The sequence below is a fragment of the Kitasatospora sp. NPDC001540 genome (assembly GCF_042894345.1).
GTDB classification, from domain to species: domain Bacteria; phylum Actinomycetota; class Actinomycetes; order Streptomycetales; family Streptomycetaceae; genus Kitasatospora; species Kitasatospora phosalacinea_C.
The window spans coordinates 74,048-99,423 of the sequence record NZ_JBIAVO010000014.1 but is presented as its reverse complement, the minus strand read 5'-3'; the positions used below and the strand labels follow the sequence as shown (position 1 = coordinate 99,423).

21 protein-coding genes and 1 pseudogene are annotated in these 25,376 nt (G+C 75.9%); 12 read left to right on the top strand and 10 right to left on the bottom strand.

Going from position 1 to position 25,376, the window contains the following annotated elements:
• The first annotated feature begins 275 nt into the window (after positions 1-275).
• Together ACFY00_RS18665 and ACFY00_RS18660 are read left to right on the top strand one after the other, a co-directional pair.
• Positions 276-1,226 (top strand): GNAT family N-acetyltransferase, encoded by a 951-nt coding sequence (locus ACFY00_RS18665; RefSeq protein WP_388032588.1) that lies wholly within the window; start codon positions 276-278, stop codon positions 1,224-1,226.
• Between the two features lie 150 nt (positions 1,227-1,376).
• Entirely contained in the window at positions 1,377-2,396 is a 1,020-nt protein-coding gene (locus ACFY00_RS18660) for an LLM class flavin-dependent oxidoreductase (RefSeq protein WP_388032587.1), read from the top strand.
• A 62-nt stretch (positions 2,397-2,458) separates the two neighbouring features.
• Here the strand turns inward: ACFY00_RS18660 and ACFY00_RS18655 are convergent, their stop codons facing one another.
• Positions 2,459-3,334, bottom strand: a complete 876-nt coding sequence (locus tag ACFY00_RS18655; RefSeq protein ID WP_388032586.1) for a LysR family transcriptional regulator — start codon at positions 3,332-3,334, stop codon at positions 2,459-2,461.
• 235 nt (positions 3,335-3,569) lie between these two features.
• Here ACFY00_RS18655 and ACFY00_RS18650 point away from each other — a divergent pair, with 235 nt between their 5' ends.
• Positions 3,570-4,985 (top strand): MFS transporter, encoded by a 1,416-nt coding sequence (locus tag ACFY00_RS18650; RefSeq protein WP_388032585.1) that lies wholly within the window; start codon positions 3,570-3,572, stop codon positions 4,983-4,985.
• A 132-nt stretch (positions 4,986-5,117) separates the two neighbouring features.
• Here ACFY00_RS18650 and ACFY00_RS18645 read toward each other — a convergent pair whose 3' ends face one another.
• Positions 5,118-5,939, bottom strand: coding sequence for an MBL fold metallo-hydrolase (locus tag ACFY00_RS18645; protein ID WP_388032584.1), 822 nt, complete (start codon positions 5,937-5,939; stop codon positions 5,118-5,120).
• 90 nt (positions 5,940-6,029) lie between these two features.
• Between ACFY00_RS18645 and ACFY00_RS18640 the strand changes: the two genes are divergently transcribed.
• Entirely contained in the window at positions 6,030-6,629 is a 600-nt protein-coding gene (locus ACFY00_RS18640) for a TetR/AcrR family transcriptional regulator (RefSeq protein ID WP_388032583.1), read from the top strand.
• Between the two features lie 124 nt (positions 6,630-6,753).
• Here the strand turns inward: ACFY00_RS18640 and ACFY00_RS18635 are convergent, their stop codons facing one another.
• The 6 genes from ACFY00_RS18635 to ACFY00_RS18610 form a co-directional block, all read right to left on the bottom strand.
• Complete coding sequence (locus tag ACFY00_RS18635) at positions 6,754-7,470, bottom strand: hypothetical protein (RefSeq protein WP_388032582.1); 717 nt, start codon at positions 7,468-7,470, stop codon at positions 6,754-6,756.
• 191 nt (positions 7,471-7,661) lie between these two features.
• The gene (locus tag ACFY00_RS18630; protein ID WP_388032581.1) at positions 7,662-10,487 is read right to left on the bottom strand and encodes a cellulose binding domain-containing protein; all 2,826 of its coding nucleotides are present in this window, start codon (positions 10,485-10,487) and stop codon (positions 7,662-7,664) included.
• A 435-nt stretch (positions 10,488-10,922) separates the two neighbouring features.
• Positions 10,923-12,050 (bottom strand): LacI family DNA-binding transcriptional regulator, encoded by a 1,128-nt coding sequence (locus tag ACFY00_RS18625; RefSeq protein WP_388032651.1) that lies wholly within the window; start codon positions 12,048-12,050, stop codon positions 10,923-10,925.
• A 267-nt stretch (positions 12,051-12,317) separates the two neighbouring features.
• Positions 12,318-13,091 carry a glycosyltransferase family 2 protein gene (locus ACFY00_RS18620; protein WP_388032580.1) on the bottom strand — a complete coding sequence of 258 codons (774 nt, stop codon included), beginning with the start codon at positions 13,089-13,091 and terminating at the stop codon, positions 12,318-12,320.
• 207 nt (positions 13,092-13,298) lie between these two features.
• The gene (locus ACFY00_RS18615) at positions 13,299-13,898 is read right to left on the bottom strand and encodes a hypothetical protein (protein WP_388032579.1); all 600 of its coding nucleotides are present in this window, start codon (positions 13,896-13,898) and stop codon (positions 13,299-13,301) included.
• A 58-nt stretch (positions 13,899-13,956) separates the two neighbouring features.
• Complete coding sequence (locus ACFY00_RS18610) at positions 13,957-15,000, bottom strand: TerD family protein (RefSeq protein ID WP_388032578.1); 1,044 nt, start codon at positions 14,998-15,000, stop codon at positions 13,957-13,959.
• Between the two features lie 214 nt (positions 15,001-15,214).
• Here ACFY00_RS18610 and ACFY00_RS18605 point away from each other — a divergent pair, with 214 nt between their 5' ends.
• Complete coding sequence (locus ACFY00_RS18605; protein WP_388032577.1) at positions 15,215-16,915, top strand: PP2C family protein-serine/threonine phosphatase; 1,701 nt, start codon at positions 15,215-15,217, stop codon at positions 16,913-16,915.
• 66 nt (positions 16,916-16,981) lie between these two features.
• Here the strand turns inward: ACFY00_RS18605 and ACFY00_RS18600 are convergent, their stop codons facing one another.
• On the bottom strand, positions 16,982-17,845 hold the full coding sequence (locus ACFY00_RS18600; protein WP_388032576.1) for a universal stress protein: 864 nt from the start codon (positions 17,843-17,845) through the stop codon (positions 16,982-16,984).
• A 329-nt stretch (positions 17,846-18,174) separates the two neighbouring features.
• On the opposite strand from ACFY00_RS18600, the gene ACFY00_RS18595 reads away from it, so the two are divergent.
• The 7 genes and pseudogenes from ACFY00_RS18595 (at position 18,175) to ACFY00_RS18565 (ending at position 24,805) form a co-directional block, all read left to right on the top strand.
• Complete coding sequence (locus tag ACFY00_RS18595; protein ID WP_388032575.1) at positions 18,175-18,828, top strand: helix-turn-helix domain-containing protein; 654 nt, start codon at positions 18,175-18,177, stop codon at positions 18,826-18,828.
• Between the two features lie 407 nt (positions 18,829-19,235).
• Positions 19,236-20,705 carry an SDR family oxidoreductase gene (locus tag ACFY00_RS18590; protein ID WP_388032574.1) on the top strand — a complete coding sequence of 490 codons (1,470 nt, stop codon included), beginning with the start codon at positions 19,236-19,238 and terminating at the stop codon, positions 20,703-20,705.
• 88 nt (positions 20,706-20,793) lie between these two features.
• Positions 20,794-23,013 carry an NADP-dependent isocitrate dehydrogenase gene (locus ACFY00_RS18585; RefSeq protein ID WP_388032573.1) on the top strand — a complete coding sequence of 740 codons (2,220 nt, stop codon included), beginning with the start codon at positions 20,794-20,796 and terminating at the stop codon, positions 23,011-23,013.
• 104 nt (positions 23,014-23,117) lie between these two features.
• The gene (locus ACFY00_RS18580) at positions 23,118-23,588 is read left to right on the top strand and encodes an NUDIX domain-containing protein (RefSeq protein ID WP_388032572.1); all 471 of its coding nucleotides are present in this window, start codon (positions 23,118-23,120) and stop codon (positions 23,586-23,588) included.
• A gap of 62 nt (positions 23,589-23,650) precedes the next feature.
• A pseudogene (locus ACFY00_RS18575) lies at positions 23,651-23,918 on the top strand (PHP domain-containing protein); the annotation flags it as partial.
• 225 nt (positions 23,919-24,143) lie between these two features.
• Positions 24,144-24,611 carry a PHP-associated domain-containing protein gene (locus tag ACFY00_RS18570; RefSeq protein ID WP_388032650.1) on the top strand — a complete coding sequence of 156 codons (468 nt, stop codon included), beginning with the start codon at positions 24,144-24,146 and terminating at the stop codon, positions 24,609-24,611.
• A 2-nt stretch (positions 24,612-24,613) separates the two neighbouring features.
• Entirely contained in the window at positions 24,614-24,805 is a 192-nt protein-coding gene (locus tag ACFY00_RS18565; RefSeq protein ID WP_388032571.1) for a hypothetical protein, read from the top strand.
• Positions 24,806-24,808: 3 nt separating this feature from the next.
• Here the strand turns inward: ACFY00_RS18565 and ACFY00_RS18560 are convergent, their stop codons facing one another.
• Entirely contained in the window at positions 24,809-25,351 is a 543-nt protein-coding gene (locus tag ACFY00_RS18560; RefSeq protein ID WP_388032570.1) for a GNAT family N-acetyltransferase, read from the bottom strand.
• Between the last annotated feature and the right edge of the window lie 25 nt (positions 25,352-25,376).

Below are 25,376 nucleotides of genomic sequence, written 5' to 3'. Positions count from 1 at the left end.
GCCGGCGGGGGGGGGCGGGGGGGGGGGGGCTCCCCAAACCCCCCGGGCCCCCCCCGCCCCCCCGCCCCCCCCGGCCCCCCCCCCCCCCCCCCCCCCCCCCCCCGACCGGGTCCGCGCGGCTGCGCGCGGCCCCGCGCAGAGAGGAGGCCGCGATGTCCACCCCGCACCCGGCGCTCCCGATCACCCCTGCGACCTCGGCCGCCCCCGCGCAGTAGGGCGGCCCCGCCCGATCGGGCTGCGCCTCCGGTTCCCGTTCGTCCCTTCCCGGAGGCACCGTGCTGTTCCGTCCCACCGTCGCGGCCGACCGCGACGGCTTCCTCCCGCTGCTCGTCACCGACCCCGCCAGCACGCTGACGGCCGACACCTACCTGGCCCGGCTCGCCACCGGCGAGTACCACCCGGGGCGGACGTGGATCGCCGAACCGGCCCCCGGCGCCGCGCCGCTGGCGGTCGCCGTCTGGTGGTCCGGCCCCGCGGACGCCGGGCCCGCCGCGCTCGACGCCGTGCTGGTCCACCCGTCCGTCCACGCGCCCGCCGAACGCACCGCGCTGGCCGCCGAGTTGCTCACCGCCGCGCACGCGGCGTACGGGCACGCCCCCGCCTACCACCTCTTCCTGCCCGGAGACTGGCACGACCGCCCCGACGCGCTGGCCGCCACGGCCTGGCGGCAGGAGGCCGCCCGGCGGGCCGGGCTCCCGGCGAGCCTGGAGCGGCTGCGCTACGAGTGGACGCCGGAGGCGGGCCTGCCCGCCCCGAGCGGGCGGCTGCTGTTCCGCGCCGAACCCGACGACGAGGTCTTCGTCGACCTGTTCCGCCGCACCCTGACCGGCACCCGCGACGCCACCTCCCGCACCACCGCCGCCCGGCGCGGCGCCGAGGCCCAGGCCCGGGCCGACGTCGCCCTCTACCGGGACGGCATGCTCGGCGACCGCGGCTGGTGGCGCACCGCCCACACCCCCGACGGCGAGACGGTCGGCTTCGCCGTCCCCTCCCGCAACTCCGCCGCCCCCGTGGTCGGCTACCTCGGCGTCCTGCCCGAGCACCGCGGCCGCGGCCACGTCGACGACCTGCTCGCCGAGACCACCCGCCTGCTGGCCGCCGAGACCGGCGCCGCGCACGTCCGCGCCGACACCGACCTGGCCAACACCCCGATGGCCGCCGCCTTCGAACGCCTCGGCTACCGCACCACCGCCCGCCGCCTGGTCCTCTCGGCCGCCCCGGAGTGACACCGGCCCCGCCGCCAGGCGGCCCGGCGGCGGGGCCGTGTTGCGGGAGCATGACGCCGCGTCACAATCCCGGCCGCCGGTTGATCACCCCGCCCCCGGTGTGTGAGCGTGGCGGCGTACCACGGAACGAACGGACCGAGGAGGAACCCGGTGCCCACCCCCGACCGGCCGCTGCGCTCGCTGGGATTCCTGACCATCGGCCTGTTCGACGAGCACGACCCGGCGGGCGGCCACGAGGCCACCCTGCGGCTGATCGAACTCGGCGAGCAACTCGGCTTCGACACCGCCTGGCTGCGCCACCGGCACCTGCAGTACGGGATCTCCTCCCCGCTGACGGTGCTCGCCGCCGCCAGCCAGCGCACCCGCCGGATCGGCCTCGGCACCGCCGTCACCCCGCTCGGCTGGGAGAACCCGCTGCGCTACGCGGAGGACCTCGCCACCGTCGACGTGCTCTCCGGCGGGCGGCTCAACCCCGGCGTCAGCGTCGGCGTGCCGATCCACTACGAGGACGTGAAGCGCGCCCTGTACCCGGACACCGCCGACCGGGAGGACTTCGGCTACGGCCGGGTCGAGCGCCTGCTCGGCCTGCTGCGCGGGCAGCGGGCCAGCAGCTTCCGGGGCACCGAGGGGATCGAGGCGTACTCCGAGCGCGTCCAGCCGCACGTGCCCGGCCTGGCCGCCCGGGTCTGGTACGGCGGCGGCAGCCTGCGCTCGGTGCGCTGGGCCGGGGAGCACGGGCTGAACCTGCTCACCAGCAGCGTGGTGCGGGCCGAGGAGAGCGAGAGCTTCGAGGCCAACCAGCTCGCCCTGATCCGGGCCTTCCGGGCCGCCCACCCCGCGGGCGAGCGGGCCCGGGTCTCGCACGGGCTGGTGGTCGTCCCCACCGACGGCGCCACCCCCGAGCAGCGCGCCAAGTACCGGGCGTACGCCGAGTCCCGGTACGCCCGCACGCTCGCCCCGCAGGGCCCCGGCCGGTTGCTGTTCGCCCCCGACCTGGTCGGCACCAGCGAGGAGCTCGCCGAGCGGCTGTACGCGCACGCCGGGTTCCGGGAGGCCGACGAGGTGGCCTTCGCCCTCCCGTTCACCTTCGAGCCGGAGGACTACGCGCAGATCCTCACCGACCTGGCCACCCGCCTCGGCCCGCTGCTCGGCTGGCGCCCCGCCGGGTGACGCCCCGGCCCGGGCCGCCCCCACCCAGGCCCAGGGCCCGGGCCCCGACCCCCGCCCCCGGTTCAGCCCGCCAGGTGCTCGCGGAGCGCCTGCTGGAAGCCGAGCAGGTGCGGGTTGGCCGAGTTCCGCCCCAGCCAGGTCATGGTGACGGCCGTCCGCAGGTCGCCGTCGCCGACCTCGACCAGGGCGACCTCGCCCCGGTCGGCCCGGCCGCGGACCGCCACCAGCGGCAGCAGCGCGCACCCCATCCCGGCCGCCACGCAGGCGCCCAGGGTGTCGATGCTGTCCACCTCGGCGACCGGCTCCCCGCCGGGCGCCGCCCCGAGGACGCCGTCGTACATCTCCCGGAACCCGCAGCCCCGTTGGGTGGCCAGGAAGGGCTCCGCGGCGAGCTCGGCCAGGTCGGCCCGGCCGCGGGCGGCCAGCGGGTGCCCCGGCGGCGCGATGACCACCAGCGGCTCCTCGGCCAGCGTCTCCGCGCACAGGCCCGGGTCGGCGGGCGGGGCGCCGAAGGTCAGGCAGAGGTCCAGGTCGCCGCGGAGCACCGACCGGTACAGCTCGCCGCGGTTGTGCTGGGAGAGCCGCACCTTCGTTTCCGGCCGCAGCGCCCGGTAGTGGGCGAGCACCCCGGGCAGCAGGTGGCGGCTCAGCGTCTCCAGGGCGCCGAGGGCCAGCTCCGCGGCGGGCCGGGAGACCGCGGAACGGGCCTCCGCCAGCAGGTCGAGGATCCGCCCGGTGTACGAGGACAGCACCTCGCCCCGGGCGGTCAGCCGGATCCGGCGCTGCGAGCGGTCCACCAGCTCGACGCCCAACTCCCGCTCCAGCGCCTGCACCTGGTCGCTGACGCTGGACTGCGCGTAGTGCAGCTCGCGGGCCGCCTGCGTCATGCTGAGCGTCCGGGCGACCGCCTCGAAGGTGCGCAGGTGCCGTAGCTCCACGTGCTGCCAACCCCCTCGGCGATCCATCGGCCCGGCCGATTGTACCCATCGGACGTTCCCGTCCCCGGCACGGCCAACTCCCGTCCCGCGCACGGGAGAATGGGATCTCCACCCCTGAGGAACCGACGGACCCGCCGTCGGCGCGCCCGCACGTCCACGCATCCACATGTCCACATGTCGATGTTCTGGCGGCCCGGGGGTGCGGCACGCCGTTTCCCGAACGAGGAGCACGCCCATGGCCACCCAGGCCGACGCCCGCCCTGCCGCCACCACCCCGGCCGGGTCCGCAGGACCCCCGCGCACCCTGCTGATCGGGCTCTCGCTCGGCTACTTCATGGTGCTGCTGGACATGACCGTCGTCTCGGTCGCCCTCCCCGCGATCGCCGAGCACCTCGGCGTCGGCCTCAGCGGCCTGCAGTGGGTCACCAACGGCTACACCGTCACCTTCGCCGCCCTGCTGCTCACCGCTGGCTGGCTCGCGGACCGCTTCGGCGGGCGCCGGGTCTTCCTCTGCGGCCTGGTCGCGTTCGGCGCGCTGTCCGGCCTCTCCGCGCTGGCGACCACCCTGCCCGAGCTGGTCGCGCTGCGGTTGGCCCTGGGCGCGGCGGGGGCGCTGCTGCTGCCCGCCTCGCTCGCGGTGGTCACCCACGCGTACCCCGAACCGGCGGCCCGGGCCCGGGCGGTGGGCTCCTGGGCGGCGATCACGGGCGCGGCCCTGGCGGCCGGTCCGGTGGTCGGCGGCGTGCTGACCGACACCGTCGGCTGGCGCGCGATCTTCCTGATCAACGTGCCGCTGGCGGCGGCCGGCCTGCTGGTCACCGCCCGGCTGGCCCCGGAGACCGCCCGCAAGCCGCGCGGCGGGCTCGACCTGACCGGCCAGGTTAGTGCCGTGGTCGCGTTGGCCGCCCTGGTCTACGCCTTGATCGAGGGCCCGGACGCCGGCTGGGGCTCCGCCCGGGTGCCGACCGCCGCCGCGCTCGCGGTGCTTGCCGCGGCCGTCTTCGTCGCGGCCGAACTGCGGGCCGGGGACGCGGCGATGGTCCCGCTGCGGATGTTCCGCAGCCCCGGTTTCTCCACCGCGGTCGGGGCGGGCCTGCTGGCCAACTTCGGGCTCTCCGGGCTGCTGTTCGTGCTCTCGCTGTTCTTCCAGGACGGCCGCGGCTACTCGCCGGCCGTGGCGGGCCTGGTCTTCCTGCCGCTGACCCTGCCGACCGCCTTCAACCCGATCTACACCGGCCGCCTGGTCGGCCGGATCGGGCCCCGCCGCCCCGCCACCCTCGGCTTCCTGCTGATGGGCGTCGGCGCGCTGGTGCAGGCCCCGTTCACCGGCGACTCGGCGCCCGCCCTGGCCGCCACCGTGCTCGGCCTGCTGGCCTTCGGCTCCGGCGTCTCCTTCGCCCTGCCCGCCCTGGTCGCGGGCACGGCGAGCACCGTCCCCGCCGAACTCGCGGGCACCGGCGCGGGCGTCCTCAACTCGGCCCGCCAGGTCGGTGCCTCGCTCGGCGTCGCCGTCCTCGGCGCCGTCCTCGACCTGTCCCCGTCCGGCCCCGACGGCACCCGCTGGGCACTGGTCACGGCCGGGACGCTCCTGCTGCTCGGCGCCGCCGTCACCGCCACCGGCCTGCCCGGCAAGGCCCCCACCCGACCCTGACCCCGTCCGGCCGGGCTCGCTCCGACCGACCCCGCTCCGGGCCCTGGGTTTCGGCACCGCCCCCAGGGGCTCCGGAGCGGAGTTGCGCGCCGGGCCCCGCGTCCGGCCCGGTGGTGGCCCGCCGCGTTCGCGCTACTGCCCCGCCAGCCGGGCGTACTCCCAGGGGTCGTGGGCGCTGAAGGGCACGACCCGTCCGCCGTGTTCGCGGACCAGTTCGCGCAGCCGGGCCTGGTTGCCCAGGCGCAGTGGCCGGTCGACCTCGGTGAGTTGCTGCAGGACGTCCATGCCGGGGTGGCCCTCGGGGCGGTCCGGGTCGATCTCGCGGTGGAAGTAGTAGGCGTCCCCGCAGTGGAGCAGCCAGCGTTCGGCCTCGTGGTCCCGGACCGCGACCGCGGCGTGTCCGGCGGTGTGCCCGCCGAGCGGGACGAGGGCCAGGTCCTCGGCGAGGTTCGGCAGCGGGCGGACGGCGTCGAACCCGAGCCAGGCCTCCGGGGCGGCGCTCCGGTGGGTCGTCCACTTGGGGCGGTGCGCCCAGTGGGCGGGGCGGTAGCGGATCCGGTCCTCGGGGTGCGGTCCGGGGGCGCCGAGGGCGGCGCGCTGCTCGGCCTCCAGCAGGTGGATCTGGGCGTCGGGGAAGTCCGGGAGGCCGCCGGCGTGGTCGAGGTCGAGGTGGGTGAGCAGGACGTGCCGGACGTCGCGCGGGTCGTGGCCGAGCGCGCGGACCTGGTGCAGGGCCGTCTCCGTGAGGTCGAGCGCGGGTTGGGCGCGTCCCCGGAACTCCGGCCCGAGGGTCCGGTCGGGGTCGGCGACGTCGGCGGTGCCGAGTCCGGTGTCGACCAGGACCAGGCCGTCCCGGTCGGTCTCCAGCAGCAGGCAGTGGCAGACCGCCGGACGCTGCTCGCCCTGGTGCTCGACGGCGCGCAGTGAACCGCAGTTGAGATGGTGGATCCGCACGTCCCCTCCTCGGGGGCGGGGTCGTCCGCCACGGGAAATAGCGAACGACCGATCGTTAATAGCGAACGGTCGTCAGGTTATGCTCGTTCCATGAGCCCGCGCAAGTCCGTCGCCGAAGCCACCGCCACCCGCGCCCGGATCCTCGACCGCACCCTCGCCCTGGCCGTCGTCACCGGCCTGGAGGGCGTCACCATCGGGGTGCTGGCCGACGACCTGGGCATGAGCAAGGCCGGGGTGATCGGTCCGTTCGGCACCAAGGAGGAACTCCACCTCGCGGCCGTGGACGAGGCGGTGGCCCGCTTCCGGGAGGCGGTCCTCGCCCCGCTGTCCGGCGCCGACCCCGGCACCGGACGGCTGGTCCGGGCCCACGACGCCTGGTTCGCCTACATGACCGCCGACGGGCACGCGGGCTGCCTCCTCACCGCCGTCGCCGCCGAGTTCGACGCCCGCCCCGGCCCGGTCCGCGACCGGGTCCGCGCGGCGCTCGCCCGCTGGGACGCCTTCGTCCTCGGCGAACTCGAGGCGGGCCTCGCCGCCGGCGAGCTGCCCCCCGGCACCGACACCGCGCAACTGCTCTTCGAACTGCGCGGCGTCGCCCTGGCCGCCGACCAGGGCATCCAGCTCTGGCACGACCCGCAGGCCGCCACCCGCGCCCGCCGCGCCGTCCGCCGCCTCCTCGCCCCCGCCTGACCCCCGGCCCCGCCTGACCCCCGTGTCCGCCTGACCCCCGGCCCCGCCTGACCCCCGTGTCCGCCTGACCCCCGGCCCCGCCTGACGCCCCCGCCACCGCCGCGTCCCCGCGGCGCGACCGCTCTCAGGCGTCGGCCGCGTGCCGCCGCTGCCAGCGGGCCCGGTGGAAGATCGGGTCGGCGGCGACCACGCACAGGGCGTGCATCTGCTCGTCGCTGCGGTCCGGGTCGAAGAAGCCCGCCCAGTCGTCCCGGTAGCTCTCGCCGCGGCGGTGGATCCCGGGGTCGGCGGCGACGGACTCCCCGGCGGCGGTCAGCGAGTCGCCCATCCAGAAGAGGATCTCGGGGCGGGCCAGCACGAAGGACGCTCCGGCGTGTTCGACGAAGCGGGCCGGGTGGCGGTCGGCCAGGCGGCGGACCCCGTCCGGGCGCTCGGTGGGGCGCGGCGCCGGGGCGCTCACCCTCAGGGGGGTGCCGTCGCGGCGCAGGACGCGGCGCAGGACGGGCCAGTCGGACGGGCGCAGCCCGGTGTCCTCGCGGGCCACCAGCAGGGCGGTCGTCCGGGCGCGCATCGGGCCGGGGCCCGCCGGGGCCGGGACGTGCAGCGCGCTGTGCGGGCTGGTGGCGGCGAGCCGGAACAGGGCGCCCAGGCGCAGCAGGTCGGCGCGGCTCGCGTATAGGAACGCGACGACGGGGTCGGGCGGGTGGAAGAAGGTGCCGCGGAGCATCGGCCCGGTGTCCAGCAGTCGGCGGAGGTGCGCCCCGGAGCCGGTGGCCACCGGTCGGCCGGTCACCCGCAGCCGCATCCGCCCGCTCCCGCCGCCCCCGCTGCTGTCGACCATCCGCCGAGTACAGCACGCGCCCTGCCGAGCGGCCACCGGTTTCGGCGCCCGGGCGCGACGACGGGCCCGGGCACGACGGAGCCCGGGCCGCCTCCCCACGAGAACATGGGCGACCCGGGCTCCGCCGTGGTGCCGCCACCCCCGCCCGGCCCCGGACGATCCCGGGCGGGGGCGACGCGCCCGTCACCGCGTCAGCCGGTCCTCACGCTGCACGCGGTGCCGTTCAGGGTGAACGCGGCCGGGGCGGTGTTCGCGCCGCTCCAGCTGGCGTTGAAGCCGAAGGAGGTCGAACTCCCGGGCGCGATGGCCTTGTTGTAGCCCGCGTCGGTGACGGTCACCTGCGCGCCGCTCTGGCTGACGGTGCCGTTCCACAGCGAGGTGACGGTCTGCCCGCTCGGGAAGGCCCACTTCACCGTCCAGCCGTTGACCGCCGTGGTGCCCTTGTTGGCGACCGTCACGTTGGCGCCGAAGCCGCCGCCCCACTGGCTGGACACCGCGTAGGTGACCTCGCAGGAGGAGGTGCCGCCGCTGGGGGAGGAGGAGGCGGACGCGGACGGCGACGGCGAGGTGGAGACGGAGGCCGACGGGGACGGCGAGACCGAGGCCGAGGCGCTGGCGGAGGCCGAAGCGGACGGCGAGGGCGAGGACGAGGTGCCGCCCGCCGTGTCGCCGTACACGATGCCGCGGCCGTTGGTGCCCACGTAGACCCGGCCGTAGACCCGCGGGTCGCCGGTGATCGCGCCGCCGGTCCAACCCCACTGGTGGGCGTCGTCGTTGATCCGCACCCAGCTGGCGCCCGCGTCGTCGGAGCGGTACAGGCCGCGCACGCCGCCGATCTTCGCCGAGGTGTACATCGCCGGGTAGGTCCTGCCGGGGGCGGCCTTGCCGAAGCCTATGTTGTCGGCCTGGTCGACGCCCGCCTGCTTGGCGAAGGTCGCGCCGCCGTCGGTGGAGTGCCACAGGCCGTAGCTGGTGGTGGCGGTGCCGCCGGCCAGCCAGACGTCGCCCTTCGCGCCCGGGACGGCCTTGAAGCGCACCGACTCGGTGGGCAGGCCGCTCGCCTTGGCGGTGAAGGTGGCGCCCGCGTCGGTGGAGACGTAGAAGGTGCCGCCGGACCAGCCGTAGAAGGTCTTCGGGTCGACCCGGTCGGCCTGCACGCTCGCACCCGCCGGGAGGCCGGTGACGGCCGTCCAGGAGCTGCCCGTCCCGGAGGTGCGGTACACGCCGGTGCCCTTCGGGCTCCACACGGTGGACGCGCCGTCCGCCGAGATCGCCACCTGCCCGCCGCCGGTCACCCCGCTCGGCTCGGCGGAGGCCGCGAACCAGTTGGCACCGCCGTCCATCGAGAAGCCGAGGTGCTTCTCGGTCGAGCCGGACGCGGTGTCACCGGCCCGCACCATGATCGACGGGGCGGCCTCGGCGAAGTCCATCGAGGTGCCGGAGGCCAGGTTCGGCTGCGAGAACATCTTCGCCGGGGCCTTCGTCAGGTCGTCGTGCCGGAACCCGCCGAGGTCGCCCAGCGAGCTGAGCAGCGGCGCGCCGGTGGGCGGCGAGACCAGGTCGTTGACCGCGGTCTCCTCCAGGCCCTTGACCACCGGGGCGATGGTCAGCTTGGTGCCCTTGTCGAAGTTGGTCAGGTTCGAGGAGCCGTACAGCGTCGCGCCGGTGCCGTACATCATCCGGTCCGAGTCGAACGGGTCGATCTCCAGCGACTCGGTCATCCAGCCGAGCTTCGGCGACTCCTCCGGCGGCGAGACGTTCGCGTTGAAGGTCAGCCAGGGCGCCGAGGAGATGTCGATGGAGTACTGGTCGACCCGGGTCGGGTACCCGTTGTACGACCAGAACGGCTTCCAGGTCGCGCCCGAGTCGGTGGAGCGCCAGATCTGGGTGTCCGGCCACCACGCGCTGTAGCCGGTCACCATCAGCACGTTCGGGTGCTGGCGGTCGACGGTCAGGCCGGAGTACCCGAAGAAGTTGTTGCTGCTGTCCGAGGACGGCACCGGGCTGACGTTCGTCCAGGTGCCCGCGCCGGTCGCGTACTTCCACACGTCGCCGTGCCCGCCGTCGTACGGGCCGCCGGTGTCCGAGTACGCGACGAACAGGTTGCCGGAGGCGTCCAGGACGGCCTTGTGCGGGACGAAGCCGGTCGGCTGGCCGCCGATCCTGGTCCAGGTCGCGCCGCCGTCGTTCGAGCGGTAGACGCTGTTCTGCTTGTCCGCGACGCCGACGTACATCGTCCTCGTCACGCCGTTGACGGTGCCGCTGCCCGGGTCGAGGACCTCCCACAGCACGCCCAGCGGGTCGCTCTGGTAGCCCGAGGCGTCGGACGGGTCCGGCGCGTACGTGCCGGTCACCGGGAACGCCGTCACCTGCGACCAGGTCGCGCCGTAGTCGGCGCTGCGCCACAGGCCCTTGCCGCTCGGCGCGCCGAACCAGAGCACCGCGCTGTTGTTCGGGTCGACGGTCAGCCGCTCGCCCATGCCGCGGCCCGGCATGTTGCCGCCGACCTTGAACGGCAGGGTGGTGCGCTGCCAGGTCCTCCCCTGGTCGGCGGAGCGCAGGATCGCGCCGTTCGCCGGGTCCCAGCTGTTGGTGTAGGTGCCCGCCGCGAGGTAGACCCGGTTCGGGTCCTTGGCGTCGGTGGCGATGCTGGCCACGCCGGTCAGGCCCCAGTCGTTCCAGCCCAGCGAGTCCAGCAGCGGGATCCACTGCTTGGTGGCCGGGTCCTGCCGGTACGCGCCGCCGATGTCGGTGCGGGCGTACACCAGGCCCTTCTGCCCCTGGTTGAAGACGATGCCCGGGATGAACCCGCCACCGCCGATCTGCACGTTGTTCCAGGTGTACGGCTGGCTGGCCGCGGTCACCGACTCGGCGGCGCTGGCCGACAGTTGGGGCAGTGCCGCAGTCGCCGCGCAGGCGGCGAGGGCGGCTGCGGCGGCCACCGTCGCCAGCACCGGCCGGCGTCCGCGCGCCGGGGGCCGCGAGGCGGCCCGGCGCTCCAGGGGCACAGGGGTCATGGGGGGAGTCTCCTCGGTCACGGGTGGGGGACCAGAAAACCGGCCCGGTCCACCCGCCCGACAACGACCCCGTTCCGGGTGCCCGTAAAGTCGCAGGTCAGTGCCGCGCCCGCGGTGAAAGTTACGGCGCGGGAACCCCGGAAACCCTTGCGCCGCAGGCTGGTTGACGCTCCGTCGACAGCTCTCGCGGGCCCGCGTTCGACGGATATTCGACAGGTCTTTCGCCTGCGTGCGACCTCCCCGGCGGTCCGGTCCGGCGCCCCGGCGGCCCGCGTTCGACAGTCGTTCGACAGTCTTGTACCAGTGCCCGCCGCCCGGTGCGAACCGGCCCGCCCGCTGCGCCGGGCGACCTCGGCGCCGACCCGCCTCCCGCAGTGCCGGGTCGGACCGGCGCGACCCGCCCGCCCGGCAGCGGCCGCCGGGCGGGACGGGCCGTCAGCAGGACTGGCGCACCACCAGGTGGGTCGGCAGCACCACCGAACGGCCCGGCGCCGGGTCCTGGAGCAGCTCCACCGCCCGGGCGCCCAGGTCCTCGACCGGCTGGCGGACGGTGGTCAGGCCCGGGCGGGCCGTCGCGGCGGCGGGGGAGTCGTCGAAGCCGATCACCGCCACGTCGTCCGGCACCCGCCGCCCGAGCCGGTGCAGCGCCCGCAGCGCGCCCATCGCCATCGCGTCCGAGGCGGCGAACACCGCGTCCACGTCCGGGTACTGGTCGAGCAGCCGGAGCATCGCGTGCTCGCCGGAGCGCGACCCGAAGTCGCCGTACGCCACCGCGGAGCGGGTGGGGTCGCCCTGGTCGGCCAGCGCCCGGCGGTAACCGGCCAACCGGTCGGCGCCCGCGGCGGTGTCCGGCGGCCCGGCGATGGTGGCGATCCGCCGCCGCCCGGCCCGGTGCAGCAGGTGGACGGCGGCGCGGGCGCCGCTCAGGTTGTCGGCGTCCACGTGCGCCAGCCGCTGCGACTGCGGCGGCCGGCCCAGCGACACCACCGGCACGCCCGCGGCCTGCAGCAGCCCCGGGAGCGCGGGATCGCCCCACCGGCCGACCAGCAGCACGCCGTCCACGTGCCCGCCGCACAGGTAGCGCACCAGCGAGGGCCGGGCCGGGCCCGGACCGGCCGTCAGCACCACCAACTCGCGGTCCGGGACGACCCGTTGCGCGCCCGCGAGCAGCCGCACCGGGAACGGGTCGGCGTGGAAGCGCAGCACGTCCGCGAACGCCACCACGGCGATCGCCCCGGTGTCCCGGGCCGTTGCCGCGGGCGCCCGGCGGCGGACGTAGTTCAACTCGCGGGCCGCGCGCTCCACGCGCGCCGCGATCTCGGCGGACACCGGCGCGGACCGGTTCAGCACCCGGGAGGCGGTCGCGCTCGACACGCCCGCCCGGGCCGCGACCTGGGCCAGCGTCGGCCCGGGCGACAGGCACGCCGGGTCCGTCGCGTCCGCTGCGTTCGGCGCGTTCGGTGCGTTCGCGGCGCCCGGGGTGCCGTCCGGGCCGGGGGTCGGGAACGGGAGGGTGCCGCCCGGCTGGCGGGTGGCGGTGATCGGGTGGGGGAGCGGGTGCACGGGCAACGCGGTCGCCCTTCCTTGCGCGGGGTGGGGGGAGCCGGTGGCCACCCGCCCGGGGCCATCGGTGACCGCACCGTAGGTGCCTGGTCGGTGGACCGTCAAGGCTTGTGACACGACCATCTCGCCCGCGCCGCCCCCGGCTTCACCGCACCCCGCCCCCGCTCCCGTCGGCCGTGGTCGCCACCGCCGCACCGCCCGACCGGAGTTGGCGCATCCGCTACTTGACGCGGCGTCAGCGACCTGTCCGGCGCCGGAGGCCCCGCGTCAGATGCGCGCCTTCCGCACCGAGTGCACCGTCGCCCCGGCCAGGGCCAACGTCGACCGGAGCAGCGGGAGTTGCTCGTGGCGGCGGTACAGCGCCCAGTTGTGCTTGACCAGCGACAGCTTGTTCGAGGAGAGCGAGCCCGCCCGGCCGGACCGGTAGATCGCCAGCGGCTCCTGCAGGCCCCGGGCCGGGTGCCCGTCCCGCATGATCGACAGCCACAGCGCGTAGTCCTGCCGCTTCGGCATGTCCGGCATCAACCTGGTGCCCAGCGCCGTGCGGTCGTACATGGCGGTCAGCGCCCCGATGTGGTCCTGCACCAGCATGTCCCGGTACGTCACGCGCGCCCGCGCCGCGACCACCCGCCCGTTCGGCACGAAGTCGCAGGCCTCGCCCGCGTGGTCGCCGTCGACCTTGTAGTAGGAGGTGAACGTCAGCGGGGCGTCACCGTCGGCGGCGAACGCCAACTGCCGCTCCAGCTTCTCCGCGAGCCACATGTCGTCGCTGTCCAGGAACGCCACGTACTGCCCCCGGGCCCGGGCCATCGCCAGGTTGCGGGCCCGCGCCGCGCCGCCCTGCTCGGGCGCGGCCTGCGGCAGCACCCGCCCGTCCTGCCGGGCGAGCTCCCGCAGCAGCTCCATGGAGCCGTCGGTGGAGGCGTCGTCGGTGACCAGCAGCTCCACGTCCGCGTGCGTCTGCGCGAGCACGGAGCGCACCGACGCACCCAGGGTGGCAACCGAATTGTGGACCGGCATCACCACGGAGACCAAGGGCACGGCAGTGCTCCTCACCAGGATCGAAATCGTCACGGACCTCGCCGCGGCCGATCCGCGCGCGCCGCCGAACGGCCACCGCGTCACCGGCCACGACGTGGAACTGCACCGTACCAAGCGATCCGTCACCGCCCCGCACGCGCCGGTCGCGCGGATGGTGCCGACCCGCCGACGGCACCCGCGCCGCGAGGGGCGCAGGAGGCGTGCGGGCTACTCGTCGAACCAGACCACCAGCCGGACGTTCTCCGCGCCGTGCAGCCCGCCGAGCGCCGCCATCAGGGCCAGCAGCGGCTGCCACTTCCGCCCGACCGCCTGGCGGCGGGTGAGCCGGACGGAGCGGTAGAGGGTGTCGCCGATCTGCCACTCGGTGCCCTCCGGCCAGGTCGGCCGGGGCTCGCCCGGCGCGGGCGGGGTCAGGCCGAGCGCTTCGGCGAAGCGCGCGGACCAGCCGGCCTTGCCGACGTACTGCAGCCCCTGCCCGGTCCGCCGGAACTGGTGGATCCGGCTGTCGGTGTCCTCGGCGGGCTCGTCCCAGTCGACCGCCGCCAGCTCGTCCCAGCCGATCCAGGTGGTGTCGGAGTACAGCGGGAGTTCCTCCCGCGCGGCCAGGACCGCCGCCGAGGCGTCCGCGGGCAGGCCGCGACCGGCCGCCAGCGGACGGAAGTTGGCGTGGTTCCGGACCCCGAACAGGCAGCCGAAGGCGTCGTAGTCACGGCTGTCGACGAGCAGCTCGAGGTCGATGGCGGCCTGCCACCCGCCGTTCCCGTACCTGGTCCGGCACTCCACGAAACCGCTGACGTCCGTTCCCATGCCCTCGATTCTCCGGCCCCGGTCAACCGGTTTCCGGGCCCGGCCGGGACCGCCGGGGTCAGTCCTCGTAGTAGTTGTTGACGACCACGTCGGGCGTGTCGTCGTCGAGGGCCTCGTACAGCAGCGCGCCGCCGACCAGGCCCGCCGCGCCCGCGCCGATCATGGCGCCGGTGCCGAAGCGGCGGCCGCCGCCGTCGTGCCGGTGCTCCGGGTGGTGGGCGTCGTAGCCGTGCGGGTGGGCGGTGGGGACGGGAGCGGGGACGGGGTCGGTGTAGTACGGCGGCGGGGTGGTGCGGACGCGCTGGGCACAGGCCGGGCAGGACCGGACCGGGCGCGGCACGCCCCACTGCGGGGACCACAGGACCTCGGCGGCGGCCGGTCCGTGCGCCGGGTCGAAGAAGCAGCCCTCCGGGGCGACCGGCGCGGGCGCCGCCGGTGCGGGGAGCACGGGCGCGGCGACCACCGGCGGCGCGCTCGGCGGCGGGGGCGTCACCGGCGGCGTGACGGCAGCGGGCGCCGTGGGTGCAGCCGGGGCCGCGGGGGCCGGGGCGAGCGCGGCGACGCCGAAGTCCGCGGCGATGCCCGCCAGGCCGGAGTCGTAGCCCTGGCCGACGGCGCGGAACTTCCAGCCGTCGCCGTGCCGGTACAGCTCGCCGAAGACCACGGCGGTCTCCGTGCTCAGCTCCGGGCCCAGCTCGTAGCGGGCCAGTTCGACGCCCGCCGGGTCGGTGAGGCGCACGTACGCCCCGGTGACCGAGCCGAAGGACTGGCGGCGCTCGTCGGCCCGGTAGACCGCCACGGCGAACACGATCCGCCGCACCGCCTCCTCGACGCCGAGCAGGTCGACGGCGAGCCGCTCGCGGTCGGTGCCGTCGCCGGGGGCGCCGAGGTGGGTGACCGCGCCGTCGGGGCTGGTCAGGTTGTTGAAGAAGACGAAGTGCCGGTCGGAGAGCGCCTTGCCGTCGTCGTCGCAGAGCAGCGCGTTCGCGTCCAGGTCGTAGGCGTCCGCGGCCTGCCACCCGAGGCCGACCAGCACGCTCGCCGGGCCCTTGCCGTCCCTGATCACCGGGACGTTCCCGCCCTTGGCCAAGGCCGTCGACATTGCCGCTCCTCCTGTTCGCACGATGATCGTTCCGCGTGGTCAACGGGCCGTCCGGGCGGCCGGTTCCCGTGCGGACGACCGCCGCTCACCCGTCCGGTCCGCCGGGGTCGCCGCCGCCGCGGGCGGCCGGAAAAGTGGCGGAGAACGCCGGGGGAGAGAGCCTGGGAGAGTCGGAGAGGGCCGGGGAGAACGCCGAGCGGAGGGAGAGGCGGCCGTGTACGGGCGACCGGAGCAGGCCGATCGGGGCGAGGCCCTGCGCCGCACCGTGCAGCGGCTGCGCCGGGAGCAGCGCCGTACCCGCCCCGTCGAGCCGCCCGCGCCGCCGCTCGTCCCGGAGACCGCGCTCGACCCGGAGCTGGCCCGGCCGCCGGACCTCGACCTGCACCACCTGCTGGACGCCGTCCCGCAGGCCGCGGTGCTGGCGGAGCCGGTGTTCGACGACGGCGGCGTCCGCGACCTGGCCGCGGTGATCGTCAACGAGGCCGCCGTCCGCAACCCGCACCACCTCGACCAGGCGCACCGCGACGCGGCCGGGGGCCCGGGCGCCGCCGACGGCCGCGGCGTCTCGCTGCGCGAGGCGTACCCGGGCCTGTGGACCGCGGCGTTCGCGGAGACCGTCGCCGAGGTGCTGCGCACCGGGTACGCGGCCCGCGGGGTGCCGGTGCGCTGGCGCGGCACCGGGCCCGACGGAAGCACCCGCACCCGCCGCGAGCAGCTGACCGTGCACCGGCTGGGACGGCGGCTGCTGCTGGTGTGGCCCGATGCCCGCACCGAGGAGATCGCCCGCGCCGCGCAGCGCATCGCCCGGGTCGGCTGGGCCGAGTGGAGCCTGGACGAGGACCGGCTCGACGTCTCGCCCGGCCTCGCCGCCCTGCTCGGCCTCGCCCCGGGGACGGAGAGCGTCCCGCCGGGCCGGGCGCTGCGCCGGGTCACCGAGACCGCCCGCCCGGCCCTGTACCGCGAACTCGACCGGCTGCTGTCCACCGGCGAGGACATCGACGTGCTGACCGAGCTGTACGGGGTCGGCCGCCCGCGCCGGGTCCGGCTGGTCGCCGAGGCGCTGCGCGAGGAGGGCGGCCCGGTCGAGGGGCTGCGGGTGGTGCTGCAGGACGTCACCGAGCTGTGGGAGAGCAGGCGGCGGCTGCGCGAGCAGGAGGAGGAGACCGAGCGGCAGGCCCGCCGCGCCGACGCCGAGCACCACGTCGTCCAGCGGCTGCAGGACGCCCTGCAGCCGCGCTCGGCCGTCCTCACCGGCCTCGGCGTCAGCACCGCCGTCGCCTACCGCCCGGCCGAGGGGCGGGTCGGCGGCGACTGGTTCAAGGTTCGCCAACTCCCGGACGGGCCACTGCTGTTCGCGGTCGGCGACGCGCGCGGGCACGGGCTGGACGCGGTCGCCCTGATGTCGATGCTGCGGCACGCGCTGGCCGGGCTGGCGTTCACCGGCGCGCTGGTCGAGTCGCTCGGCGGCTGGCTCAACCGGATCGCCTGCGACGAGGGCGACGAGGCCACCGCCACCGCGGTCGTCTCCCGCTACTACCCCGACCGGCACCTGCTGCGCTGGATCTGCGCGGGCCACCCACCGCCGGTGCTGCTGCGCGCGTGCCGGGCCACCCTGCTGGAGCCCGAGACCGGCCCCCCGCTCGGCGTGCTGCCCGACGCCGCCTACCGGGCGGTGGAGACGCCCGTCCGCCCCGGCGACACCGTGCTGCTGTACACCGACGGCCTGGTCGAGCGCCGCGACCAGGACCTCGACGTCCGTCTGGAGGCCCTGTGCGAGGCCGTCCGGGCGCACGCCGCCGCGGACGGCGCGACCGGCCCCGACCTGCAGGAACTGGTGGACGCCGTGGTGCGCGAGATGTCCGGCCCGCTCTCCGAGGACGACGCCACGCTGCTGGCCTTCCGCTTCGAGGTGTGAGCCCGGAGCCCCGGAGCCTTCGAGGCGCGGGTTCGGAGCCGGGGCGGACCGGTCGTGCGGGACGGCTCAGTCGTGCGGGACGACGGCGACCGGGGACTGCGCGTGGTGGATCACCGCGTGCGCGACCGAGCCGAGCTTGCTGCCCAGGCCCAGGGGGCGCCGACGGCGGCCGACCACCACCAGGTCGGCCTGCCCGGACGCCTCCACCAGCGCGGCCGCGCCGCCGCCGGTGCGCACGTCCTCCAGCACCAGGGTGCGCGGGTACTTCTCCCGCCATGGGGCGACCGCCTCGGCGACCGTCCCGGCGGCCAGCGCGCCCAGCTCCCGCTGCTCGGTCTCCACCGGGATCCACCCGGCGTACCCGTACGCGGGCGGCAGCTCCCAGCCGTGCACCACCCGCACCCGGGCGCCGCGCAGCCGGGCCGCCTCGAAGGCGAACTCCAGGACGGCGTCGTCGGGTTCGAGCGCGTCCAGGCCGACCGCGACCTCCGGCTCGTGCGCGACCGGGTCCGGCCGGCCCTCGCGGACCAGCACCACCGGCGTCGCCGAACGGCCCGCCACGCCGAGGCTGACCGAACCGACCAGCAGTCCGCGGAAGCCGCCCAGCCCGCGGGTGCCGATCACCAGCAGCCCGCCCTGCTCGGCGGCGGCCGTCAGTCCGTCGATCGCGGCGTCCGGCACCAGCTCGCCGGAGACGTCGAGGCCGGGGTAGGCGGCGGCCAGCTCCCCGGCGACGTCGTCGAGCATCGACCGGGCGCCGCCCTCCAGGTCCTCGGCCTTCACCAGGTCGTTCGCCTTCCGCCCCAGGTACGGCCAGGCGTGCAGCAGCCGCAGCGGCGCCCCCCGTCGGCCGGCCTCCTGGGCAGCCCAGTGCGCGGCGGCCCGGCTGCGGACGGACGCGTCTACTGCGGCGAGAACGGGACGAGTCATGGCAGTGCCTTCCCTGTGCGGATCCCAGCGGGCCCCCGACGCCCGGCAGCGGGTTCACGGCCCACTCTGCCCCCGCCCGCGCGGGCCCGCCAGGGCCGACGGACCCGGCCCCGGGGCCGTTGGTCCCGGCCCGGCCCGGCCCCGAGCGCGGGTGCGGAGCGCCGGAGAAGGGCCCATGGCCCCTGCAGGGACGGGCCCGAGGCCCCTGCCGGGACGGGCCCGAGGTCGCGCACGATGGAGGCGAGACCGGACGAACCGGGAGGAACCGCGAGAGCGGAACCGCCCCCGTCCGCCCCGGCCGGACCGACGACCCCCGGGAGGTGACCGAAATGACCACCGAACACGCCCCCGCGACCGCGACGGCGACGGCCCGCCGCTTCGCCGACCGCCTCGCCGACCTCGGGCTCACCGAGGCGCAGGCAGCGGCGAGGGCCGGCATGTCGACCGCCTACCTGCGCCACGTCCTGGAGCTCGGGCCCGCCTTCGACCCGCCCGCGCTGCTGCGCCTGGCCGCCGTCCTCGGCCTGGAGTACGAGGAACTGGTGGCCGGTCGACCGGCCGAGCGGGCCGCCCGCGCCGACGGCCACGCGCTGGTCGGGCCGCCCGTCCTGGGCGAACTCGGCATCGCCGAGTGCTGGCAGCGCCTGGGGACCGGCGGCCTCGGCCGGATCGCCCGCACCGGCCCGGACGGCCCCGTGGTGCGCCCCGTCGGCTACCTGGTGCACGAGCACACCGTCCTGTACCGCACCACCGGGGACGGCGCACTGGCCCCCGGCCCGGGCGGCGACGCCGCCTTCGAGGTGGACCGCGCCGACCGGGAGCTGGGCGAGGGCTGGAGCGTGCTGATGGTCGGCCCGCTGGAGTACGTCACCGAACCGGCCCTGCTCGCCGAACTGCCCAAGCCGCCCGCGCACGGGCGCTGGGTGCGGCTGACCCCGACCACCGTCACCGGACGCAGCATCCGGACCGTCCGGCGGGAGTGACCGCCCGGCGGGAGTGACCGCGGCGGAGGGACCGTGCGGGGCCGGTCCGGGCAGTGACGCTGGGGAAGGCACTGCTCCGGACCGGCAACCCGGCCGTGCGGGTGGAGCACCGGGGAGGCCCGCCCGCGACACGCGCCCCGCCGCCGGGTCGTCGCCCCGCCACATCGGGGGGACCCGTCCGCCGGATCCTGCCCCCGCCACATCGGGAGGGACCCGGCCCCGCGGAGCGCGGGGTTTTCTTGAACGACGCCCACCGTAGCCGCGACCCGGCGCGCCGGATCGGCACCGCGTCCACAACCACTTGGCACTCCGTCCACCGCGGGCCCAGGCTGGAGGGAACGATCCGCCGACGGGGGCGGCACCGAAGACCGGGCGGGGGCCGGACGGGAACGACGGGAGGCGGCGACGTGCGCTGTCTGGTGACCGGGGCGACCGGGTACCTCGGCGGGCGACTGGTGCCCGAACTGCTGGCCGACGGGGCGAAGGTGCGCTGCCTGGTGCGCGACCCGGCCCGGTTGCGCGACCACCCCTGGCGGTCCGCCGTCGAGGCCGCCACCGGCGACGTGACCCGGCCGTCCACCCTGGACGGGGCCTTCGACGGCGTCGACGTCGCCTACTACCTGGTGCACTCGCTCGGCAGCGGCCCCGACTTCGAACGCACCGACCGGGACGCCGCCCGCGCCTTCGGCCTGGCCGCCGCCCGGGCGGGCGTCCGGCGGATCGTCTACCTGGGCGGTCTCGTCCCGCCCGACCTGCCCGAGGGGCGGCTCTCCCCGCACCTGCGCTCCCGGGTCGCCACCGGCCGGGCCCTGCGCGAGGGCGGCGTGCCCGTCACCGAGCTGCGCGCCGCCGTGGTGATCGGCTCCGGCTCGGCCTCCTTCGAGATGCTCCGCCACCTCACCGAGCGCCTGCCCGTGATGGTCACCCCGCGCTGGGTGGACACCCGGATCCAGCCGATCGCCGTCCGCGACGTGCTGCGCCTGCTGCTCGCCGCCGCCCACCTGCCCGACGACCCGGCCACCGACCGGGCCTTCGACGTCGGCGGTCCCGAGGTGCTCACCTACCGCGCGATGATGCAGCGCTACGCCCGCATCGCCGGGCTGCGGCGGCGGCTGATCGTCTCGGTGCCCGTCCTCACCCCCGGCCTGTCCTCGCACTGGGTCGGCCTGGTCACGCCCGTCCCCAGCGGCCTGGCCCGGCCGCTGGTCGAGTCGCTGCGCCACGAGGTGGTCCGCTCCGAACGGGACCTGGAGCGCTGGGTCCCCGACCCGCCCGGCGGCCCGATCGGCTTCGACCGCGCCGTCGAGCTCGCGCTGCGCCGGATCCGCGACGACGAGGTGGACACCCGCTGGTCCTCCGCCTCGCTGCCCGGCGCCCCCAGCGACCCGCTGCCCACCGACCCCGACTGGGCGGGCGGCAGCCTCTACCAGGACGTCCGCGAGCGACGGGTGGCCGCGCCGCCCGAGGCGCTGTGGCGGGTGGTCGAGGGCATCGGCGGCGAGCACGGCTGGTACTCCTTCCCGCTCGCCTGGACGGTGCGCGGCGCGCTCGACCGGCTGGCCGGCGGCGTCGGACTGCGCCGCGGACGGCGCTCGCCCGGACGGCTGCGGGTCGGCGACTCGCTCGACTTCTGGCGGGTCGAGGAGATCGAACCCGGACGGCTGCTGCGGCTGCGCGCCGAGATGCGGCTGCCCGGCCTGGCCTGGCTGGAACTCACCGTCACCCCCGACGGGGACGGCTCCCGCTACCGCCAGCGCGCCCTGTTCCACCCGCACGGCCTGGCCGGACAGGCCTACTGGTGGTCGGTCGCCCCGTTCCACGCCGTCGTCTTCGGCGGCATGGCCCGCAACATCGCCGCCCGCGCGGAGTCCGGCTGACCACCCTGCGGGGGGTTGGTTGCGGAGATCCCCCCGAGACGAGATATCTTGACGTCAAGACGTTGCAGACGTGGAAGCTGGAGCTACGGTGACTGACTCGACCATCATCTACACCCACACGGACGAGGCCCCCGCCCTCGCCACGTACTCGTTCCTGCCGGTCGTCCAGGCGTACGCCGCCACCGCCGGCGTGAGCGTAGAGACCCGCGACATCTCGCTGGCCGGTCGGATCATCGCCGTCTTCCCGGAGTACCTCCAGGAGGACCAGCGCATCGCGGACGCCCTCGCCGAGCTCGGCGAGCTGGCCAAGACCCCCGGCGCCAACATCATCAAGCTGCCGAACATCTCGGCCTCCATCCCGCAGCTCAAGGCCGCCATCGCCGAGCTGCAGGCCCAGGGCTACGCCCTGCCCGACTACCCGGACGAGCCGAAGACCGACGAGGAGCGCGACGTCCGCGCCCGCTACGACAAGGTCAAGGGCTCCGCCGTCAACCCGGTCCTGCGCGAGGGCAACTCCGACCGCCGCGCCCCGCTGTCGGTCAAGAACTACGCCAAGACCCACCCGCACCGGATGGGCGCCTGGTCGGCCGACTCCAAGACCAACGTCGCCACCATGGGCGCGAACGACTTCCGCTCCACCGAGAAGTCCACCGTCATCGCCGAGGACGGCGCGCTGCGCATCGAGCTGGTCGCCGAGGACGGCACCGTCACCGTGCTGCGCGAGAAGGTCCCGGTGCTGGCCGGCGAGGTCGTCGACGCCTCCGTGATGCGCGCCGCCGCCCTGAACGAGTTCCTGGCCGCGCAGGTCGCGCGCGCCAAGGCCGAGGGCGTGCTGTTCTCGGTGCACCTCAAGGCCACCATGATGAAGGTCTCCGACCCGATCCTGTTCGGCCACGTCGTGCGCGCCTTCTTCCCGAAGACCTTCGCCGCGTTCGGCGCCGACCTGGCCGCGGCCGGTCTCAACCCGAACAACGGCCTCGGCGGCATCCTGGCCGGCCTGGACAAGCTCCCCAACGGCGCCGAGATCAAGGCCTCCTTCGACGCCGAGCTCGCCGACGGCCCGGCCCTGGCCATGGTCGACTCCGACAAGGGCATCACCAACCTGCACGTCCCCAGCGACGTCATCGTCGACGCCTCGATGCCGGCCATGATCCGCACCTCCGGCCACATGTGGGGCCCGGACGGCCAGGAGGCCGACACCCTCGCCGTCCTCCCGGACAGCTCCTACGCGGGCGTCTACCAGGCCACCATCGACGACTGCCGCGCCAACGGCGCCCTCGACCCGGCCACCATCGGCTCCGTCCCGAACGTCGGCCTGATGGCCCAGGCCGCCGAGGAGTACGGCAGCCACGACAAGACCTTCGAGATCGCCGCCGCGGGCACCGTCCGCCTGGTCGACGCCAACGGCGAGACCGTCCTGGAGCAGGCCGTCGCCCCCGGCGACGTCTTCCGCGCCTGCCAGACCAAGGACCTGCCGATCCAGGACTGGGTCAAGCTCGCCGTCACCCGCGCCCGCGCCACCGGCGACCCGGCCGTGTTCTGGCTGGACGAGACCCGCGCCCACGACGCCGTGCTGATCGAGAAGGTCAAGACGTACCTGCCCGAGCACGACACCGAGGGCCTGGACATCCAGATCCTCTCCCCGGTCGAGGCCACCAAGCTCTCCCTGGAGCGCATCCGCCGCGGCGAGAACACCATCTCCGTCACCGGCAACGTGCTGCGCGACTACCTGACCGACCTGTTCCCGATCCTGGAGCTGGGCACCAGCGCCAAGATGCTGTCGGTCGTCCCGCTGATGGCGGGCGGCGGCCTGTTCGAGACCGGCGCGGGCGGCTCCGCCCCCAAGCACGTCCAGCAGCTCGTCAAGGAGAACTACCTGCGCTGGGACTCGCTCGGCGAGTTCTTCGCGCTGGCCGCCTCCTTCGAGCACCTGGCCACCACCACCGGCAACGCCCGCGCCAAGGTCCTCGCCGACACCCTGGACCGCGCCACCGGCACCTTCCTCAACGAGGACAAGTCGCCCTCGCGCCGCCTCGGCGGCATCGACAACCGCGGCAGCCACTTCTACCTGGCCCTCTACTGGGCCCAGGAGCTGGCCGCCCAGACCGAGGACGCCGCCCTCGCCGCCGCGTTCGCCCCGCTCGCCGCGACCCTGTCCGAGCAGGAGCAGACCATCGTCGACGAGCTGATCGCCGTCCAGGGCCAGCCCGCCGACCTCGGCGGCTACTACCAGCCCGACCCGGCCAAGGCCGCGGCCGTGATGCGCCCGTCGAAGACCCTCAACGACGCGCTCGCCTCCCTGGCCTGACCCACCGCCAGGTAGCTCCGGCGCCGCCGCGGACCGCCCCTTCCGGGGGGTGGACCGCGGCGGCGTCCGCGTTCTCCGGGCGGGTGCGCACTACAGTGCACGGTATGCCCACGCCGCAATTCATCCTGGACCTGCGCGAACACATCGGCCACGACCCGCTGTGGCTGTCCGGCGTCACCGCCGTGGTGGTGCAGGACGGCCGCATCCTGCTCAACCGCCGCTCCGACACCGGCCGTTGGGCCCTGCTGCACGGGATCGTGGAGCCCGGCGAGCAGCCCGCCGACACCGTGGTCCGGGAGGTGCGGGAGGAGACCGGCGTCACCGTCCTGCCCGAGCGGATCACCAGCGTCCACACCCTGCCCGCCTTCGCCTGCGTCAACGGCGACCAGGTGCAGTACCTGGACATCGCCTTCCGCTGCCGCCCGCTGTCCGGCGAAGCCGTGGTCAACGACGAGGAGTCGCTCGCGGTCGCCTGGTTCCCGCTGGACGGCCTCCCGCCACTGGGCCGGGGCGACGCCGCGCTGCTGGAGAAGGCGCTCGCCGACCGCCCCTCGCCCTGGTTCGCCCTGAGCTGACGCGCTGCGGGAACTCCCTTGCGGAGCACGGCCGTTGGAACGTCCAGGAGGCGATCATGGACTATCCGCCGACCCGGCTGCCCGGACGCGGCCCCGGCTGGTACCGGGGCGACCTGCACGTGCACTCGGTGCACTCCGACGGCGCACTCACCCCCGCCGAACTGGCCGCCGCCGCCCGCGCCGCCGGGCTGGACTTCCTCGCCACCACCGAGCACGACGCCCCCGCCGCGCCCGGGAGTTGGGGCGAGGTGGGCGGCGACGACCTGCTGGTGCTGCTGGGCGAGGAGGTCACCACCGGCACCGGCCACTGGCTGGCACTCGGCCTGGCCCCCTCCTCCGGATCTTGCCGGGCGCGCGACGCCGGACATCCCTCCCCCAGCCCCAAGGGGGGCTGGGAGGTGCCCCCTCGGAAGCACCGGCACAACACCCAAGTACATCCAGTACGAGGGCGTCGTGCCGGCACTCCCAGCCGGGCGCCCGACGCCGCGCGCTGATCCGACAAGATCCGGAGGAGGGGGCCTGGCCCCCGGCCAACGCGCCGACCACCGCCACCGGGTGGGCGAGGCGGCCTTCGACCGGGAGCTGCGCGGCGTGCGCGCGACGGGCGGGCTGTGCGTTGCCGTGCACCCCCACGCGCCTTACCCCGGTGGGGAGTTGGTGTACCCGCTGGAGTCCTTCGACGCCGTGGAGGTGTGGAACGGGCAGTGGTCCGCCGACCTGCCGTGGAACGCCGACAACGAGGCCGCGCTCGCCGAGTGGGGCCGCCGCCTCGGCGCGGGCGCCCGCACCGGCCGCCGACAGCCCGCCGTCGGCAGCAGCGACGCCCACCTGCCCGGCCAGCTCGGCACCCCGCAGACCGTCGTGCACGCCGAGGAGTTGAGCGCCCCCGCGATCCTCGCCGCCGTCCGGGCCGGGCGCAGCTGGATCGCCGAATCCGCCGCCGTGCACCTGGAGTTCACCGCCGAGGCGGCCGGACGCACGGCCGGGATCGGCGAACGGCTAGGCGCTGTCCGGTCGACCTGACGGTGCGGCTCTCCGGCCTCCCCGAGGGCTGCACGGTGCACTTCCGCACCGAACGCGGTAAGGAGCACCGGGCCCCCGCGGCGGCGGAGCTGCACTGGGGCACCGACGCCGCGGCGACGGCCTTCGTCCGGGTCGAGGTGCGCCGCCCGGACGGGTGGCCGGTGGCGCTCACCAACCCGGTCCTGCTGGGCTGAACGTCAGCCCGGCAGGCGGACGCCGAGCCACTGCCGGGCGCCGTACTGCTCGAAGCGGTCGACCTCGGTGAAGCCGAGGCGTGCGGCGACCCGCAGCGAGGCGGTGTTGGCGGTCTGGGTGGTCAGGGCGACGGGCGTGCCGGGCAGGGCGGCGGCGAGCCACTCCAGGGCGGCGGCGCAGGCCTCGGTCGCGTAGCCGCGGCCCCAGGCGTGCGGCAGGAACAGGTAGCCGAGCTCGCGCGCCCCGCCACCGGGGTGCAGGTGCGCCAGCCGGTCGGAGTCGTGCGGGTCGAGCGTGACGACGCCGATCATCGCCCCGTCCAGCTCGACCACCAGCAGCCCCGGGCGCCCCTGCGGCACCTCGGGCAGCTGCTGCTCGAACTCCTCGCGCGGGCGGGCGCCGCCGATGTACGTGCCGACCTCCGGGGAGGTGAACAGCTCGACGATCGCCGCCCGGTCGCGGGCCTCCGGCTCGCGCAGCAGCAGCCGGGCGGTCCGGATCGGGGCCGGGGGCCAGGGCAGGGGCTCGGTCGAGGAGTCGATCACGTCGTCAACGTACCGTGCACGTCCG